This is a genomic window from Streptomyces liangshanensis (assembly GCF_011694815.1).
GTDB classification, from domain to species: Bacteria; Actinomycetota; Actinomycetes; order Streptomycetales; family Streptomycetaceae; genus Streptomyces; species Streptomyces liangshanensis.
This window is the reverse complement of sequence record NZ_CP050177.1, coordinates 6,464,062-6,481,299: the sequence shown is the minus strand read 5'-3', so window position 1 is coordinate 6,481,299 and position 17,238 is coordinate 6,464,062. Positions and strand designations below refer to the sequence as shown.

The window sequence follows — 17,238 nt, the reverse complement described above, 5'->3', positions numbered from 1 at the left end:
GCGCTTCCGCGTGGTGCCGCGTCAACCGCGGCCCGCGTCAGCCGCGCCCCGCGTCCCTGCGTGGAGGTCGGGGGAAGAAGCCGCTTGTCCTGGCGCGGTACTCGGCGTAGCCGGGGCGGTCGGCCATGTGGCGTTCCAGGAGGCGTTTGCCGCTGCCGTTGATCAGGAGGTAGCTCATGACCAGCGGGGCGGCCACCGTCGCCGCCGCCACCGCCGGGTTGTCGCAGACGAAGAGGAACAGGCCCCACCAGACGCAGAAGTCGCCGAAGTAGTTGGGGTGGCGGGTCCAGCTCCACAGGCCCCGGTCCATGAGCCGGCCCCGGTGCGCGGGGTCGGACTTGAAGCGGGCCAGCTGGTGGTCCCCCACCGCCTCGAAGAACAGGCCGGTCAGCCAGAGGACCGCTCCCGCGTACGCGACCGGGCCGACCGGGCCGCGGACGTACTGCGCGGCCTGCACCGGCAGGGAGACCAGGACGACCAGGGCACCCTGGAGGAGATAGACCATGCGCAGGGCGTACAGGTTCCGGTGGCCGGGCGCCTTGGCGAGCATCTTCGCGTAGCGCTCGTCCTCCCCGTGGCCCCGGCCGCGCGCCGCGATGTGGGCGGCCAGCCGCAGCCCCCAGACCACGGTCAGCACGGTCACGGCCAGCCGCCGCGCGTCGTCCCCCTCCCCCGCCGAGGCGGCGTACGAGACGACCGCGACGGCGGCGAAGGCGACACCCCACGCGACGTCGACGATCCGGTGCAGGCCCTTGACCACGGCGACGGCGAAGGTGATCAGCATGACGCCGAGGGCGGCGGCCGCCGCGTACCCGACGCCTTCGCCGAACTGGGCCCACGGATAACCGTCGTTCATCGGGTGTCCCCCTCCCAGGGGCCGGTCGGGACTCCGGGCCCGGTCGGGACTCCGGGCTTGGTCGGGACTCCGGGCTTGGTCAGGACCATCTGCTGCACGTCGAGGTAGCCGGAGCGGAAGCCCGCCTCGGAGTAGGCCAGGTAGAACGTCCACATCCGCCGGAAGGTCTCGTCGAAGCCGAGCGCCTCGACGTCCCCCGCCCGCTCGGTGAAGCGTTCGCGCCAGAGCCGCAGCGTCTGCTCGTAGTGCGGGCCGAAGCCGTCGCGGTCGGTGACGCGCAGCGCGGTGTGCTCGGTGGTGATCGCCTCGATCGCCTCGACCGACGGCAGGAAACCGCCGGGGAAGATGTACTTCTGGATCCAGGTGAAGGTGTCCCGGGTGGCGAGCATGCGGTCGTGCGGCATGGTGATCGCCTGGAGGGCGACCCGCCCGCCGGGCGCCAACAGGCGGTCCAGCGTGCGGAAGTACTCCGGCCAGAACTCCGCGCCGACCGCCTCGATCATCTCGACGCTGACCACGGCGTCGAACGTCCCCATCACCCGCCGGTAGTCACGGAGCAGGACGGTGACGTTCTCCTCGTACCCCGCCGCCCTGATCCGCTCCTGGGCCAGGTCCCGCTGCTCCTCCGACAGCGTCACGGTGATCACCCGCGCGCCGCGCCCGGCCGCCCGGATCGCCAGCTCGCCCCAGCCGGTGCCGATCTCCAGCAGCTGCGTGCCGAGGCCGACCCCGGCCCGGTCCAGCAGTCGGTCGATCTTGCGGCGCTGCGCGGCGGCCAGCAGGGACCGGTCCGCGGGGAAGCTGCGGAAGAGGCCGGAGGAGTACGAGAGGGTCTCGTCCAGGAACAGCGCGAACAGGTCGTTCGACAGGTCGTAGTGGCGGCTGATGTTGTCGCGCGAGCCCTCGGGGGTGTTGCGCTGGGCGTCCGGCTGCTTCGACGCCCATACGGACCGCAGGCGTTGGAGCGGGGCGGGAATCAGGTACGCGGCGCGCTCGGCGAGGACGGTGAGCGCCCCGACCAGGTCCGGCGCCTCCCACTCCCCGGCCATGTAGGACTCGCCGAAGCCGATGAGGCCGTCGGCGCCGATCCGGCGGAAGAACGCCGCGGGGTCCCGTACCTCCACCAGCGGGCCGCCGAGCCCGAGCGTCTCGGTGCCGCCGAGCCGTACGCGCAGGGGCAGCCGGGCGAGGGCGCGGCGGACGATCCGTTCGGCGACGGCGGTGCGGATCCGCGAGGCGCGGGGGGTGCGGGCCACGTCGGGCCAGCGGCGCTCGTCGACGGGGAGGCGCGCCGGGTCCGGCGAGGGGGCGGCCGGGGTAGGAGACGGGGACGACGCTGACGAAGACGACGAGGTCGTTGAGGACAGGCTCACTTCACGCCCTCCTGGGCACGGTGATGGGGACGGGGACGCACGGGCAGCCCGCGCAGGTAGAGCCGGATGCCGTGGAAGCGGATCGCGGCGGAGACGACGGCGGTGGACCACGGGTGCCGCACCGCGAGGCGCAGCAGGGCCGGGACGGTGGCGGGGCGGCGGTCGCCCCGCACGGTGGCGGTGAACGGCCGCCCGCCGGAACGGTTCAGATGGACCGTCAGGTTCAGGTGTTCGCCGGGCTCGGGCAGCCGCATGGAGTAGCCGCCGTCGACGGGGAAGAACGGCGAGACGTACAGCTCCTTGACGACCTCGGCCCGGTCGTCGGCGCCCGGGCGCAGCAGGTAGCAGTGCCGTTCGCCGTACGTGTTGTGCACCTCGGCCACCACACAGCGCAGTTCGCCGCCGGGGCCGTGGCACCAGTAGAGGGTCAGCGGGTTGAAGACGTAGCCGAGGACCCGGGCGTGGGCGAGCATCGTGACGCGCCCGCCGGCCAGTTCTATCCCCTCGGCGGCGAGGAAGGTGTCCAGGCCGGCCCGGATCGTCGGACTGCTTCCGCCGAAGTGGTCGCGGCTGTCGAAGCGCGCGAGGGGGCGCAACACCCGTGGCAGGCGCGGCGGGTGGTCCGGGTCGATCAGCCACATGTAGGTGCGGTGGCTCAGCGCGTAGCGGCGCGGCGCGGTCCGTACGTGGCCGATCCGGCAGGCGTACAGCGCGGGTACGGCGGCGGGCGCCGGGGCGGCGCTCACCAGGTCACCCCGAGCGCGGCGGCGGCCCTGACCCCGGAGCGGCAGCCGTCCTCGTGGAAGCCCCAGCCGTGGTAGGCGCCGGCGAAGGCGGTGACCGGGCCGCTCAGCGCGGGCAGTCTCTCCTGCGCGGTCACCGACTCCGTTGTGTAGACGGGGTGTTCGTACACCATGGAGGCGATCACCCGCTCCTGGTCGACGTGTTCGGCGCCGTTGAGGGTGACGACGTACGTCTCGGGGGCGTCGAGGCGCTGGAGGCGGCTCATGTCGTAACTGACCCGTACGGCCCCGGAGTCGGTGTCGCAGGACGGCATCAGGTAGTTCCAGGAGGCGCGGGCGCCGCGGGCGCGGGGCAGGACGGTGGTGTCGGTGTGCAGCTGGGTGGGGTTGCGGGAGTACCGGAACGCGCCGAGGACCCGGCGCTCGTCGTCGGTGGCGTCGGCGAGCAGCCGCAGGGCCTGGTCGGGGTGGACGGCGACGACGACGGAGTCGTACCGCCGCACGTCACCGTCCTCGGCGGTGATCTCGACCCCGTCGGCGAGGCGCCGCACGGCCCGTACGGGGCTGGTGGTGCGTACCGAGCCGAGCTGCTTGGCGAGCCGGTCCACGTACGCGCCCGAACCGCCCGTCACCGTGCGCCACTTCGGCGAGCCGCCGACCGACAGCAGGCCGTGGTGCGCGAGGAAGCGGAACAGGTAGCGGGCCGGGTAGCGCATGGCCGTCTCCGCGTCGCAGGACCAGACGCAGGAGACGAGCGGCGTCATGAAGTGCGAGACGAAGTAGGGCGAGAAGCGCCCCGCCGCGAGGAACTCCCCGAGGGTGGGGGTGGCTTCGCTCCCGGCGGGCGCCGCCAGCAGCTGCCGGGCGCGGCGGTGGAAGGCCGGGACCTCGGTGAGCAGCCGCAGGTAGCGGGGGCTGAGGGCGTTGCGCGGCTGGGCGAACACCCCGGCGGGGCCACGGGCGCCGGCGTACTCGAGGCCGCACCCGTCGCACCGTACGGACATGCTCATCTCCGACTCCTGCGTGGCGACGCCCAGTTCGACGAAGAGCCGCAGGAGGTAGGGGTAGGTCCGCTCGTTGTGCACGATGAACCCGGAGTCGACGTGGTGCACGCGCCCGTCGGCGGACGGGACGTCGTGGGTGTGGGCGTGCCCGCCGAGCCGGCCGTCCGCCTCGTACACCACCACGTCGTGTGCGCGCCGCAGGACGTACGCGGCCGTCAGGCCCGCGATCCCGCCGCCGATCACCGCCGTACGCCGGCGCTGGTCACCGCTCATGCCGCTCCTTGCCTCGGGGTCGTGCGGGGTGCCGGGGCACCCGTCCGGGGTGCTCGGACACATCCCCTCACAGAGCATTCGAGGCGGGGGGAGCGGCGGATTGGTGGGGGACGGGATCTTTCTTGCCGCCACCCCCACTTTTAATTCTTTGGGGTGACGGACCAATCCACCTTGGTTCCCGCACCGAATAGCCGCCGTGAGCAAAGATCGGAAAGTCCTCTTCGGTCAGGGCGGTCGTCCTGGCCGGCCGGCGCGTCTGCTGCGGTTCGCGGCGGCCGCGTCGAGCGGGCTGGTCGCGGGGCTCGCCGCCCTGTGCGTGGCGGAGCTGGTGTCGGTGGCGGTACGCCCCGAGGCGAGCCCGGTCACGGCGGTCGGCGGGGCCTTCATCGACCGGACGCCGCCGTGGCTCAAGGAGTTCGCGGTACGGAACTTCGGGACCAATGACAAGCTCGTGCTCCAGCTCGGCATCCTCGCCGTCCTGGGGCTCTTCGCCCTGGCGGCCGGGGTGTTCGCGGCGCGCCGCCGGGTGGCGGGTTCGGCGGTGGTGCTGGTGTTCGGCGCGGTCGGGGCCTGGGCGGCGGTGGAGCGTCCTGACGGGCATCTGCCGGACGCCTGGCCCTCGGTGGTGGGCGCGGTCGTGGCGGCGGGGGTCCTTTACCTGCTGGCCGGCACGCTGGCTCCGCGTACGGCGCCGGTGGCACCGCGTGACGGCGAACCGGCCGGGGGGCCCGGGTCCGACGGCGGGCCCGGGTCCGTCCCCAGCACCTTGGGGCCCGTCCCTGACGCCTCCGGGCCCGCCTCCAGCGGCCTCGGGCCCGTCCCCAGCGTCCTCGGATCCGTCCCGGGCTCCTTCGACCGCCGCAACTTCGTCGTCGCCGCGAGCGCGGCGGTCGCGGCGTCCGCCGTCGCGGGCGGGGTCGGCCGCCGGCTCAACAGCTCCGAGCTGGCGAAGGCCGCCGCCACCCGCGAGGACATCGTGCTCCCCCGGCCCGCGTCACCGGCCCGTCCGGTGCCGGCCGGCGCCGACCTCGGAGTCCCCGGCCTGAGCGCGTTCACCACGCCCAGCAAGGACTTCTACCGGGTGGACACCGCCCTCGTCGTCCCGCGCGTCGACGCCTCGGCCTGGCGCCTGCGGATCCACGGCAAGGGCGTGACCCGCCCGCTGACCGTCAGCTTCGACGACCTGCTCCGCCGGGAGCTGATCGAGCGGGACATCACGCTGACCTGCGTGTCCAACGAGGTCGGCGGCCCGTACGTCGGCAACGCCCGCTGGATCGGCGTCCGGCTCGCGGACCTCCTGCGGGAGGCCGGGGTCAGGCCGCCGTCCGGCGGCGGCCCCGCCGACCAGCTCGTGGCGCGCTCGGTGGACGGCATGACCATCGGCTCACCGGTCGAGACCGTCATGGACGGCCGCGACGCGATGCTGGCGCTGGGCATGAACGGCGAGCCGCTCCCGTTCGCCCACGGCTTCCCCGTCCGGATGCTGGTGCCGGGACTGTACGGCTATGTCTCGGCCTGCAAATGGATCCAGGACCTCGAACTGACCACGTTCGACTCCTACGACGCGTACTGGGTGAAGCGGACCTGGTCGCGCGAGGCCCCCATCAAGACCGAGTCGCGGATCGACACCCCGAGGCCGTTCGCGAGCCCCAAGGCCGGCCGGGTACCGGTCGCCGGGGTGGCGTGGGCGCAGCACCGGGGCATAGCCCGCGTCGAGGTCCGGGTGGACGGCGGCGCGTGGCAGACGGCCCGGCTGGCCGAGGAGACGGGCCGGGACACCTGGCGGCAGTGGATGTGGGAGTGGCCCGCCACGTCCGGCAGCCACACGCTCGAGGTCCGCGCCACGGACCGGGACGGCTCCACCCAGACGGACCGCCGCGTCGGGACCGTACCGAACGGCGCGACCGGCTGGCACTCGGTGGTGGTCGCCGTGACCTGACCCGTCCCCCCACCCCCCTCAGACCCTTTTGTCACTCGATCCATCCCCGATACATCAGTTCAGCACCTCACCAAGGAGACACCTCATGACTGCCACCCGTATCCAGCGTGCCGCCCTCGCCGCCGTCGGCGTTGTTGTCCTGCCCCTCGCCCTGAGCGCCTGTTCCAGCGACGACAGCAGCGACAGCGCCAAGCCGAAGGACACGGCCGCCGCCGCGCCCAAGGAGTCGCAGAGCACGCCGGACGACGCGGCGAGCACGATGGACAAGCCGTTCGGCCCCGCCTGCGCGTCGGTCCCCGCGACCGGCGCCGGCAGCTTCGACGGCATGTCGACGGCCCCGGTCGCGACCGCCGCGTCCAACAACCCCGACCTGTCCACCCTGGTCACCGCGGTGAAGAAGGCCGGTCTGGTCGACACGCTCAACAGCGCGCAGAACATCACGGTGTTCGCCCCGACCAACGAGGCCTTCGCCAAGATCCCCAAGGCCGACCTGGACAAGGTGCTCGCCGACAAGGCCACGCTGACCAAGATCCTCACCTACCACGTCGTGGGCGAGAAGCTGGCGCCCGCGAAGCTGGCGAGCGGCACGTACCCGACGCTGGAGAAGTCGACCCTCGCGACGTCGGGCTCCGGCGAGTCGTACAAGGTCAACGACTCGGCGAACGTGGTCTGCGGCAACGTGCCCACCGCGAACGCCACGGTCTACATCATCGACACGGTGCTGATGCCCAAGATGTGACCCGCGGCCGTACGCGAGGAGCGGTGAGGAGATGTGCCCCGGGCGGACACGGGCACGTGACGCCGGTGAAACAGGCCCTCCCTAATTTCTGTCAATCGACAGGAATCAGTGACAGGGGCTGCCATGACCGCCACCGCATCCACGGACGTACAGCAGGACGCACAGCAGGACACACCGGCTGACCCGGCCGGGACCGGCCGGCTCGACTCGATCGAGCTGGCCGGTTTCGGCTATCGGCAGGAGCTGCGCCGCAGCATGGGGCGGTACGCCTCGTTCGCCGCCGGATTCTCGTTCATCTCCGTCCTCACCACCGTGTTCCAGTTCTTCGCGTTCGGCTTCTCGTTCGGCGGGGCGGCCTTCTTCTGGACCTGGCCGGTGGTGCTCGCCGGCCAGCTGCTCGTGGCCGCCTGTTTCGCCGAACTCGCCGCGCGCTACCCGCTGTCGGGGGCCGTCTACCAGTGGTCGACCCGGCTGAGCACGCCGGTGTTCGGCTGGTTCGCGGGCTGGATCATGGTCATCGGCCAGATGGTCGTCGTGGCCGCCGCGGCGCTCGCGCTCCAGGTGGTACTGCCCGCGATCTGGTCGGGCTTCCAGCTCGTCGGCGGCGATCCGTCACCGGCTTCGGCGAGCGGCGCGGCCAACGCGGCCCTGCTGGCCGTGGTCCTGCTCGTCCTGACCACCGCGGTGAACCTCCTGGACAACCGCGTCATGTCGGCCGTCAACCGGATCGGGGTGACGGCCGAGATCATCGGGGCCGTACTGATCGTCGTGCTCCTGTTCACCCACGCGGACCGCGGCCCCGGCGTCACCCTGCACACCGGCGGGCAGGGCGGCGCGATCGGCGCCCTGCTGGTGGGGTCGTTCACGGCGGCGTACGTCCTGATCGGCTTCGACAGCGCGGGCGAGCTGAGCGAGGAGACGCGCGCCCCGCGCCGTACCGCCCCGCGCACGATCCTGCTGGCCCTGGCCTCGGCGGGGGTCCTCGGCGGACTGCTGCTGCTCGGCGGGGTGCTGGCCGCCCCCAGCCTGACCGACGGCCGGCTCGGCACGGAGGGCCTCTCGTACGTCCTGACCAGCACTCTCGGCGACGGTGTCGGGCGGGCGCTGCTCGTGGACGTGGTGGTCGCCATCGCCGTCGCGACGCTCGCGATCCAGACCTCCGGCTCGCGCATGCTGTTCTCGATGGCCCGCGACGGCGTCCTGCCCGCCTCGGGCCCGCTCGCGAAGGTCTCGCCCCGCACGGGCATGCCGACCGGGCCCGCCCTGGTGGTGGGCGGGGCGGCGGCGGCGCTCTGCCTGCTCAACCTGGCGTCCCCGGACGCGTTCCTCGCCATCGGCACCACGTGCATCGCGATGCTCTACCTCGCGTACGTGATGGTCACGGGCCCCATGCTGCTGCGCCGCCTGCGCGGCACGTACCGGACGCCCGGCCCCGCCCTCGACGAGGCGGGCGAACCCCTGTTCTCCCTGGGCCGTTGGGGCCTGCCGGTGAACGTGCTGGCGGTGCTGTACGGCGCGGTGATGACGGTCAACCTGGCCTGGCCGCGCGGCCCCGTGTACGACCCGGCGGGCGGCCACTGGTACTTCCAGTGGTTCACGGTCCTGTTCCTGGCCGTCACGGTCGGCGCGGGGGCGCTCTGGCTGGTGGTACGGGCACGCCGGGGCTCTACGCTGACCCGATGACCCCGCAGGACCCGGCGACACCGCCCACCCGCCCCCGGCGCACGGACCACCTCACGCGAACGGACCGCGCGGCGGGGGCCGTTGTCGGATCCGCCGTCGGGGACGCGCTCGGAGCGCCCTTCGAGTTCGGCCCCGCCGGCGCCTTCTCCGCCCGGTTCCCGGACGGGGTGGGCGAGATGTGCGGCGGGGGCGGGTGGGACCCGGGCGAGGCCACCGACGACACGCAGATGGCGGTGCTCGTCGGTGAGTCGCTGCTGGAGCGCGGCGGCCTCGAACCGGCCGACGTCTTCGGCAGGTTCCGGCGCTGGGCCGCCGCGGACCCCAAGGACATCGGCCTCCAGACCGAGATCGTGCTGACGTCCGGCGACTCGTGGGACCTCGCCGCGTCCCTGCACTTCCAGATGACGGGCCTGGCGGCCGGGAACGGTTCGCTGATGCGGGCCGCCACCTCCGCCGTGTACTTCGCGGAGGCCGGCCGGGAGGCCACCATGGCCGCCGCGCGGCGCCTCGCCGCCCTCACCCACGGCGACGGGGCCGCCTGGGAGGGTACGGCCGTCCTCCACGAGCTGGTACGGGTCGCGCTCGACGGCGGGGACCCGGTGGCCGCCGTACCGGGCACGCTGGCCCGGGTCGCCGAAGGACACCGCCCGCGCTGGGCGACCGTGCTGGCTCCCGACTGGCACCCGGACCTGGCCACGGAGTTCAACGGCGCCGTCTGGCCGTGCCTCGGCTCGGCGCTCTGGGCGCTGCGCACGACCGGCACGTACGAGAGCGCCGTGGCCGCCGCGATCGACCTGGGCGGGGACACCGACACGGTGGCGGCGGTGACCGGGACCCTGGCGGGCGCGGTGTACGGCCTGCCGGCGATCCCGGCGCGCTGGACCGGGCCGCTGCACGTCCCCCTGCCGGGGTCCGGCGGCCGGGTGCTGGACGCGGCGGACCTGGTGGCACTGGCGGAGGCGCTGGTACGGGGCCCGGCGCCGACCCACCCGTGAGCGGGAGGCCCGCCCCGTGAGCAGGACGCCTCACCCGTGAGCCGGGCGCCCGCCCCGTAGCCCCCTCACGCCCCCGCCTCCGTCACCCCCACGATCCGCAGCGCCGCGTCCGCCGTCGCCGCCGCGAACGCCTCCACCGGGCGGTCGGGATCGGAGCGGTGGACCAGGATCACGCCCTCGATCAGCCCGAACACCAGATCCGTACGGACCGCCAACTCCCCCTTGTCCAGCAGCGATCCGGGCCCGGTCGCGGCGAGCAGCCGCCCGTACGCGTCCTTGAGGTCGGCCCGCACCCGGTGGAACCCGGCGAACCGCTCCGCCCTGACCTCCGGCAGCAGGTACAGCCCGCCCAGGTTGTGCGGCCCCCCGCACAGCAGCTCCACGTCCGAGCGGCACAGGTGCCACAGCCTGGTCTCGGGCGACCGCTCCTCGTCGGCGAGCAGCCCCCGGGCGAGCGCCAGCGACGGTGTCACGGTCGATTCGAGCAGGTCGGCGAGGAGGTCCTCCTTGCCGCCGAAGTAGTGGTACATCGTGGCCTGCCGCAGACCCGCCCGCTCGGCGACCGCCCGGGTCGTGGTCGCCGCGTACCCGAGTGTCGTGAACAACTCGGCCGCCGCCCCGAGCAGTTCGTCCCGCACCGCCAGCCCGCTGTCCGGCCGCTGCGCGGCGCGTGGCCGTCCGACCCGTCGTCCCGTCGTGCCCATGGCACCGATCGTCGCACACGGGTGTTTCCGCGGATCTTGACCGCCCGCTCGCGGTGAGCGCCCCGTAACTCCCGCGCAACGAACGGGCAATCGCCCCGAATCGACCCGCCCCTCTAATTTCTGTCGGACGACAGAAACCGTGTCGGGCGACCGGAACCGGAGGCGAAGCCCATGGCGAGAGCAGCGGCGGCAGCGGCCACATCGACGACGTACGGGGCCAGGGACCACGCCCGGGCCCAGGCGGGGGCCAGGGCCGAGGCCATGCCGGTGGTGCCCGCCACCGACTGGCCCGCGCCGCCCTGCGAGGCGGGCCACCTGGTGTGGGCCGAGACGGTCGCCGGCGGCGGCTACACCCACCGGGCGGTGGCGCGCGGCACCGAGATCCGGCTGACGGACCTGCGCGGCGACGCCTGCGCGCACCTCCTGCTGCACGTGGACGGCCGCCCCTGGGAGCGGCTGAACACGGCGGACACGGTCAAGGTCCAGTGGAACGCCTACCTGGGCGCCGGCCGGCTGCTCCTCTCCGACCAGGGCCGGGTCCTCGCCTCGCTCGTCACCGACACCACCGGCGGCCGGCACGACGCCCTGTGCGGCACCTCGACCCTGCGGCGGAACACCGAGCGGTACGGGGACGGCGCCCCGCACTCCGCCACCCCCGCCGGCCGCGAACTGCTCAAGCTGGCGGCCCTCAAGCACGGTCTGGAACCGCGCGACCTGCCGCCGTCGGTCTCCTTCTTCCAGGGCGTGGAGGTACGGGAGGACGGCGCGCTCGCCTTCACCGGTTCGTACGGGCCCGGCGGGTCGGTGACCCTGCGCGCCGAGCAGGACCTGACCGTACTGATCGCCAACGTGCCGCACCCGCTGGACCCGCGCCCCGCGTACACGAGCACCCCGCTGGAGGTGCTGGCCTGGGCCGCGGGGCCGACGCCTCCGGGCGACCCGGTCCGGGAGGCGACCCCCGAGGCGCGCCGCGCGTTCCTCAACACCGAAGAAGCACTGGCCTCCAGGGGGATCCGATGAACGCGGTGACCGTACCCGCGACCACGCGGGGCTCCGTCGTGGTTCCCGCCCGCGCCGCCTGGTCCGCCGTCGTCCGCCGGGGCGAGCACCTCACCCTCACCGACCTCGGCGGCAACCAGGCGGTGGACTTCCTGGTGTACGACGCCCACGACACGGCCGTCCGCTACAGCGCCCCGGACACCCTCCAGGCGCAGGGCACCATCTTCCTGACCACGGGCAGTGTGCTGCTGTCCAACGAACACACCCCGCTGATGACGGTCACCGAGGACACCTGCGGCCGCCACGACACCCTCGGCGGCGCCTGCTCGAAGGAGTCCAACACCCTGCGCTACGGCCACCACACCTGGTCGCAGCACGCGTGCGTGGACAACTTCCTCTCCGAGGGGGCCCGTCACGGCCTCGGCAAGCGCGACCTGGTCTCCAACATCAACTGGTACATGAACGTGCCGGTGGAGGAGGACGGCACGCTCGGCATCGTGGACGGGCTGTCGGCGCCGGGCCTGCGCGTCACCCTGCGCGCGGAGACCGACGTCCTGGTCCTCGTCTCCAACTGCCCCCAGATCAACAACCCGTGCAACGGCTTCGACCCGACACCGGTGGAGATGACGATCACGGGGAGCGGCTCATGACCCCCACGCCCGTCTTCGACACCCTCCTCGTCGCCAACCGGGGCGAGATCGCCGTACGGATCATCCGTACCGCCCGCCGCCTCGGCCTGCGTACCGTCGCCGTCTTCTCCGACCCCGACCGGTCGGCCCCGCACGTCCGGCTCGCGGACCGGGCGGTACGGATCGGTCCCGCCGCGCCCAAGGAGTCCTATCTCGACGGGGAGTCGATCCTGCGGGCCGCGAAGGACACCGGGGCGGGCGCGATCCACCCCGGCTACGGGTTCCTCTCCGAGGACGCCGGATTCGCCCGGCGCTGCGAGGACGCCGGGATCGTCTTCGTCGGACCGACCCCGGAGCAACTGGAGCTGTTCGGCGCCAAGCACACGGCCCGCGCCGCCGCCCGCGCGGCGGGGGTGCCGCTCGCCCCCGGCACGGACCTGCTGCCGGACCTCGCGTCGGCGCTGGCGGCCGCCGGGTCGACCGGCTATCCGGTGATGCTCAAGGCCACCGGCGGGGGCGGCGGGATCGGGATGCGCGCCGTGCGCGATCCGGCCGCCCTCGCCGACGCCTGGGAAGGGGTACGGCGGGTCGCGTCGGCGTCCTTCTCCTCCGCCGGGCTCTTCCTGGAGCGGCTGGTGGAGGACGCCCGCCACGTCGAGGTGCAGGTGTTCGGCGACGGCCTCGGCCGGGTCGTGGGCCTCGGCGACCGGGACTGCTCCCTCCAGCGCCGCAACCAGAAAGTCCTCGAAGAGGCCCCCGCCCCGGACCTCCCCGCCGCCGTCCGCGCCCAACTGACCGACTCCGCGAAGGCGTTGTGCGCATCGGTCGGCTACCGCTCGGCGGGAACGGTCGAGTTCGTGTACGACGCCGCCCGCGCCGAGGCGTACTTCCTGGAGGTCAACACCCGCCTCCAGGTCGAACACCCCGTCACCGAGGCCGTCCACGGTGTCGACCTCGTCGAGTGGATGCTGCGCCTCGCCCAGGGCGAGACGTCGGTCGTACGGGAGCCGGACGCGCCGCGCGGCCACGCCGTCGAGGCCCGCGTCTACGCCGAGGACCCCTCCCGCGACCACCGCCCGGGCGCCGGGCTGCTCACCCGCGTGTCCTTCCCGCCGGACGTCCGCGTCGATACCTGGGTGGAGACGGGCACGGAGGTGACCACGGCGTACGACCCGCTGCTCGCCAAGATCGTCGCGCACGGCGCCGACCGTACCGAGGCGCTCGCCGCCCTGGACCGGGCCCTGGCCGCGACCCGCGTCGACGGCATCGAGACCAACCTCGGGCTGGTACGGGCGGCCCTGGCCGACCCGTCCGTGCGCGCCGCCACCCACTCCACCGCGACCCTCGCCACGCTCACCGACCCCACCCCGCGCGTCGAGGTGACCTCCGGCGGGACCCTGACCACCGTGCAGGACTGGCCGGGCCGCACCGGCTACTGGCAGGTCGGCGTGCCGCCCTCGGGGCCGATGGACAGCCTGTCGTTCCGGCTGGGCAACCGCGCCCTCGGCAACGAGGAGGGCGCCCCGGGCCTGGAGTGCACCCTCCAGGGCCCGACCCTGCGCTTCACCCACGCCACCACCGTGTGCGTGACGGGCGCGCCCGCCCCGGTCACCGTCGACGGCGAACCCGCCCCGCTCTGGGAGCCGTTCACGGTCCCCGCCGGCGGTTCGCTGGCCGTCGGCCCTCCCCCGGAACGCGGCCTGCGGACGTACGTCCTGGTCGCGGGCGGCGGCCTGGACGTCCCGCCCTACCTGGGCAGCGCCGCCACCTTCACGCTGGGCGGGCTCGGCGGCCACGGCGGGCGGGCCCTGCGCACGGGCGACGTCCTGCACCCCGCCGCCCACGCGGCGGACACCCCGCCGGGCGCCCCCGTCCCCCTCGCCGAACGCCCCGCCATCCCGGCCGTCTGGCGGATCGGGGTGGTCGAAGGCCCGCACGCGGCCCCGGAGTTCTTCACCGAGGACGACATGCGGACGTTCTACGACGCCGAGTGGAAGGTCCACTTCAACTCCGCCCGCACCGGCGTCCGGTTGGTCGGACCCAAGCCCCGCTGGGCGCGAACGGACGGCGGGGAGGCGGGACTTCACCCCTCCAACATCCACGACACCCCCTACTCCGTGGGCGCGGTCGACTACACCGGGGACATGCCGGTGCTCCTCGGCCCCGACGGCCCCTCGCTCGGCGGCTTCGTCTGCCCGGCGACCGTCGTCACCGGCCAGCGCTGGAAGCTCGGCCAGGTCCGCCCCGGCGACACCGTCCGCTTCGTGCCCGTGACCGCCCGCGCGGCGGCGGCCCTGCGCCGCGCGCCCGCGACCACTCCGGCCGCCGACCGCCCCGCCGTCACCGACGGCGGGATCCTCGGGCGCGGCCCCTCGGTGACGTACCGCCGCAGCGGCGACGACAACGTCCTGGTCGAGTACGGCGAGATGCGACTCGACCTCGCCCTGCGGATGCGGGTGCACGCGCTGGCCGAGGCGGTCCGCGCGGAGGCCCTGCCCGGCGTCACGGACCTCACGCCCGGCATCCGCTCGCTCCAGATCCAACTGGACCCGGACGTCCTGTCCCAGGAGGCCCTCCTGCCCGTCCTCACCCGGATCGAGGCCGAACTCCCGCCCACCCACGAGCTGGTGGTCCCCTCGCGCACCGTCCACCTCCCGCTGTCCTGGGACGACCCGGCGACCCGCGAGGCCGTCGAGCGCTACATGGCGGGGGTACGGGACGACGCGCCCTGGTGCCCGTGGAACATCGAGTTCATCCGCCGGATCAACGGCCTCGACTCGCCCGACGACGTGTACCGCACGGTGTTCGGCGCCGAGTACCTCGTCCTCGGGCTGGGCGACGTGTACCTGGGCGCCCCGGTGGCCACCCCGCTCGACCCGCGCCACCGGCTGGTCACCACCAAGTACAACCCGGCCCGCACCTGGACGGCGGAGAACTCGGTGGGCATCGGCGGCGCCTACCTGTGCGTCTACGGCATGGAGGGCCCGGGCGGCTACCAGTTCGTGGGCCGTACGACCCAGGTGTGGTCGGGCCGGCAGCAGCGCGGCGCGTTCGAGGAGGGCAAGCCGTGGCTGCTGCGGTTCTTCGACCGGATCACGTGGTACCCGGTCGGGGCGGACGAACTGCTCGCGCTGCGCGCCGACATGGTGGCGGGCCGGTTCGTCCCCCGCATCGAGGAGGGCACGTTCGCCCTCGCCGACCACACCCGCTTCCTGGCGGAGAACGCCGACGCGATCGCGGCCTTCCGGGCCCGCCAGGCGACCGCGTTCCGCGCGGAGCGCGACGCCTGGGAGGCCTCGGGCGAGTTCGCCCGCGCGGAGTCCGCCGCCGCGCCCCCGCCGCCCCGTGCGGACGTCGCCGTCCCTCCGGGATCCCGCCTGCTGGAAGCCGAGTTCGCCGCGTCCGTCTGGCAGGTGAACGTCTCCCTCGGCGACCGGGTCAGGACGGGCCAGCCGCTGCTGGCGCTGGAGGCGATGAAGATGGAGTCACGGGTGAACGCCCCCGCGGACGGCGTGGTCACCCACATCCTGACCGCCCCGGGAGCCCAGGTGGAGGCGGGTACGCCGCTGCTGGTGCTGTCGCCGCCCCACCCCGACCCGAGGAGCTCGTGATGACCCCGCCCCCGGCGCCCTCCGCGCTCGACCGGGTCCGCGCCGCCTACGCCCGGATCGCCGACGTCGACCGCCCCGAGATCTGGATCTCGCTGCGGCCGCGGGCCGACGTGGAGGCCGAGGCCCGCGCCCTCGACGCCCGGCGCGGCGCGGGCGCCCACCTCCCGCTGGCGGGCCGGCTCCTCGCCGTCAAGGGCAACATCGACGTCGCCGGCCTCCCCACCACCGCGGGCTGCCCCTCCTACGCGTACCTCCCCGACCGCGACGCCCCGGTCGTGACCCGCCTGAAGGACGCGGGCGCGCTGGTCGTCGGCACCACCAACCTGGACCAGTTCGCCACCGGCCTGGTCGGGACCCGCTCCCCGTACGGCGCGGTCCGCAACGCCCGCGACCCGCTGCGGATCTCCGGCGGCTCCAGCTCGGGTTCCGCCGTCGCCGTCGCCCTCGGCCTCGTCGACCTCGCGCTCGGCACGGACACCGCGGGATCCGGCCGGGTCCCCGCCGCGTTCAACGGCATCGTCGGCCTCAAGCCCACCCGGGGCCTGGTCTCCACCGAGGGGGTGGTCCCGGCCTGCGCCAGCCTCGACTGCGTCGGCGTGTTCGCCCGTACGCTCCCCGAGGCGCGCCTCGCCCTCGCCCTGATGTCCGAACCGGACGGCGCCCGCGCGACCCCGCCCCGTACCCCGGGACCCTGGCGGATCGCCGTACCGCCGCTCGCACAGCTCGGCGAGCTGGACGACGGATGGGCGCCGGCGTACGAGGCGGCCGCCGCCCGGCTCGCCGCCGCCGGCGCCCGGTTGACCACCGTCGACCTGACCGCCTTCACCGAGGCCGCCGCGATGCTCTACGAAGGGGCCTTCGTCGCCGAGCGGTACACCGCCGTGGGCGCCTTCGTCGACCAGGGCTCCGCCGACCTCGATCCGACCGTCGCCGCGATCGTCCGCCGCGCCCGTGACATCCCCGCGCACCGGCTGTACGCGGACCAGGCCGCCCTCGCCGCCCTGCGGGCCACCGCGCTGACCGCTCTCGGGGACGCGGACGCGCTCCTGCTGCCCACCGCACCCGGCCATCCCACGCTCGCCGAGGTCGCCGCCGACCCGCTGGGCGCCAACGCCCGCCTCGGCCGGTTCACCAACTCCACCAACCTCTTCGACCTGGCCGCCGTCGCGGTCCCGGCCGACGAGGCGGGCGGCCGCCCGTTCGGGGTGATGCTCGTGGGCCCGGCGGGCACGGACGACACCCTGGCCACCGTCGCGGCGCTGCTCACCCCGCCCGCCCAGGTGGCGGTGGCCGGAGCCCACCTGACGGGCCAACCGCTCAACCCCCACCTCCTCGCGCTGGGCGCCCACCTGGTCCGTACAACCACCACCGCGCCGGCCTACCGGCTGCACGCCCTGCGCACCGACCCGCCCAAACCGGGCCTGGTCCGCACCGGCGCCCGGACCGGCCCAGGGACCGGCACCGCGGAAGGCCACCCCGTCGAGGTCGAGATCTGGCAGCTGCCGCCCGAAGGCCTCGGCGCCCTGACGGCCGCGCTCCCGCGCCCGATGACCCTCGGCAGCGTCGAACTGGCCGACGGCACCAGCGTCCCCGGCTTCCTGTGCGAACCCTCCGCGCTCGACCGCACCGAGGACATCACCCGCTACGGAGGCTGGCGCGCCTACCTCGCCCGCTGACACGAAAGCCCCGG

The 17,238-nt window shown here is 74.2% G+C and carries 13 protein-coding genes; 8 read left to right on the top strand and 5 right to left on the bottom strand.

The genetic code is table 11. The annotated features are described in order from the left end of the window. Positions 1–37: 37 nt before the first annotated feature. The 4 genes from HA039_RS28070 to HA039_RS28055 are packed head-to-tail and all read right to left on the bottom strand — an operon-like array spanning position 38 to position 4,249. Positions 38–856: a DUF1295 domain-containing protein gene (locus HA039_RS28070; protein WP_167034137.1), complete on the bottom strand. Its 819-nt coding sequence runs from the start codon at positions 854–856 to the stop codon at positions 38–40. After that, positions 853–2,229 (bottom strand): class I SAM-dependent methyltransferase, encoded by a 1,377-nt coding sequence (locus HA039_RS28065; RefSeq protein ID WP_425086389.1) that lies wholly within the window; start codon positions 2,227–2,229, stop codon positions 853–855. Before HA039_RS28065 ends, HA039_RS28070 begins: the two co-directional genes overlap by 4 nt. Next, positions 2,226–2,975, bottom strand: coding sequence for a DUF1365 domain-containing protein (locus HA039_RS28060; RefSeq protein ID WP_167034136.1), 750 nt, complete (start codon positions 2,973–2,975; stop codon positions 2,226–2,228). Before HA039_RS28060 ends, HA039_RS28065 begins: the two co-directional genes overlap by 4 nt. Continuing rightward, positions 2,972–4,249 (bottom strand): NAD(P)/FAD-dependent oxidoreductase, encoded by a 1,278-nt coding sequence (locus HA039_RS28055; RefSeq protein ID WP_167034135.1) that lies wholly within the window; start codon positions 4,247–4,249, stop codon positions 2,972–2,974. The genes HA039_RS28060 and HA039_RS28055 overlap by 4 nt, the downstream gene beginning before the upstream one ends. Positions 4,250–4,508: 259 nt before the next feature. On the opposite strand from HA039_RS28055, the gene HA039_RS28050 reads away from it, so the two are divergent. From HA039_RS28050 to HA039_RS28035, 4 genes are all read left to right on the top strand, one after another. Continuing rightward, positions 4,509–6,188: a molybdopterin-dependent oxidoreductase gene (locus HA039_RS28050; RefSeq protein ID WP_167037729.1), complete on the top strand. Its 1,680-nt coding sequence runs from the start codon at positions 4,509–4,511 to the stop codon at positions 6,186–6,188. An 85-nt stretch (positions 6,189–6,273) separates the two neighbouring features. Continuing rightward, complete coding sequence (locus HA039_RS28045; protein WP_167034134.1) at positions 6,274–6,927, top strand: fasciclin domain-containing protein; 654 nt, start codon at positions 6,274–6,276, stop codon at positions 6,925–6,927. Between the two features lie 123 nt (positions 6,928–7,050). After that, the gene (locus tag HA039_RS28040; RefSeq protein ID WP_167034133.1) at positions 7,051–8,610 is read left to right on the top strand and encodes an amino acid permease; all 1,560 of its coding nucleotides are present in this window, start codon (positions 7,051–7,053) and stop codon (positions 8,608–8,610) included. Next, positions 8,607–9,605, top strand: a complete 999-nt coding sequence (locus HA039_RS28035; protein ID WP_167034132.1) for an ADP-ribosylglycohydrolase family protein — start codon at positions 8,607–8,609, stop codon at positions 9,603–9,605. Before HA039_RS28040 ends, HA039_RS28035 begins: the two co-directional genes overlap by 4 nt. A 65-nt stretch (positions 9,606–9,670) precedes the next feature. On the opposite strand, the gene HA039_RS28030 is transcribed toward HA039_RS28035, so the two are convergent. Then, positions 9,671–10,309, bottom strand: coding sequence for a TetR/AcrR family transcriptional regulator (locus tag HA039_RS28030; protein ID WP_167034131.1), 639 nt, complete (start codon positions 10,307–10,309; stop codon positions 9,671–9,673). A 171-nt stretch (positions 10,310–10,480) separates the two neighbouring features. Between HA039_RS28030 and HA039_RS28025 the strand changes: the two genes are divergently transcribed. The 4 genes from HA039_RS28025 to atzF are packed head-to-tail and all read left to right on the top strand — an operon-like array spanning position 10,481 to position 17,224. After that, positions 10,481–11,329 (top strand): urea amidolyase associated protein UAAP1, encoded by an 849-nt coding sequence (locus tag HA039_RS28025; protein ID WP_167034130.1) that lies wholly within the window; start codon positions 10,481–10,483, stop codon positions 11,327–11,329. Further along, positions 11,326–11,958, top strand: a complete 633-nt coding sequence (locus tag HA039_RS28020; RefSeq protein ID WP_167034129.1) for an urea amidolyase associated protein UAAP2 — start codon at positions 11,326–11,328, stop codon at positions 11,956–11,958. Before HA039_RS28025 ends, HA039_RS28020 begins: the two co-directional genes overlap by 4 nt. Continuing rightward, complete coding sequence (gene uca / locus HA039_RS28015) at positions 11,955–15,548, top strand: urea carboxylase (protein WP_167034128.1); 3,594 nt, start codon at positions 11,955–11,957, stop codon at positions 15,546–15,548. The genes HA039_RS28020 and uca overlap by 4 nt, the downstream gene beginning before the upstream one ends. After that, positions 15,548–17,224: an allophanate hydrolase gene (gene atzF / locus HA039_RS28010; RefSeq protein WP_167034127.1), complete on the top strand. Its 1,677-nt coding sequence runs from the start codon at positions 15,548–15,550 to the stop codon at positions 17,222–17,224. The genes uca and atzF overlap by 1 nt, the downstream gene beginning before the upstream one ends. Positions 17,225–17,238 lie beyond the last annotated feature (14 nt).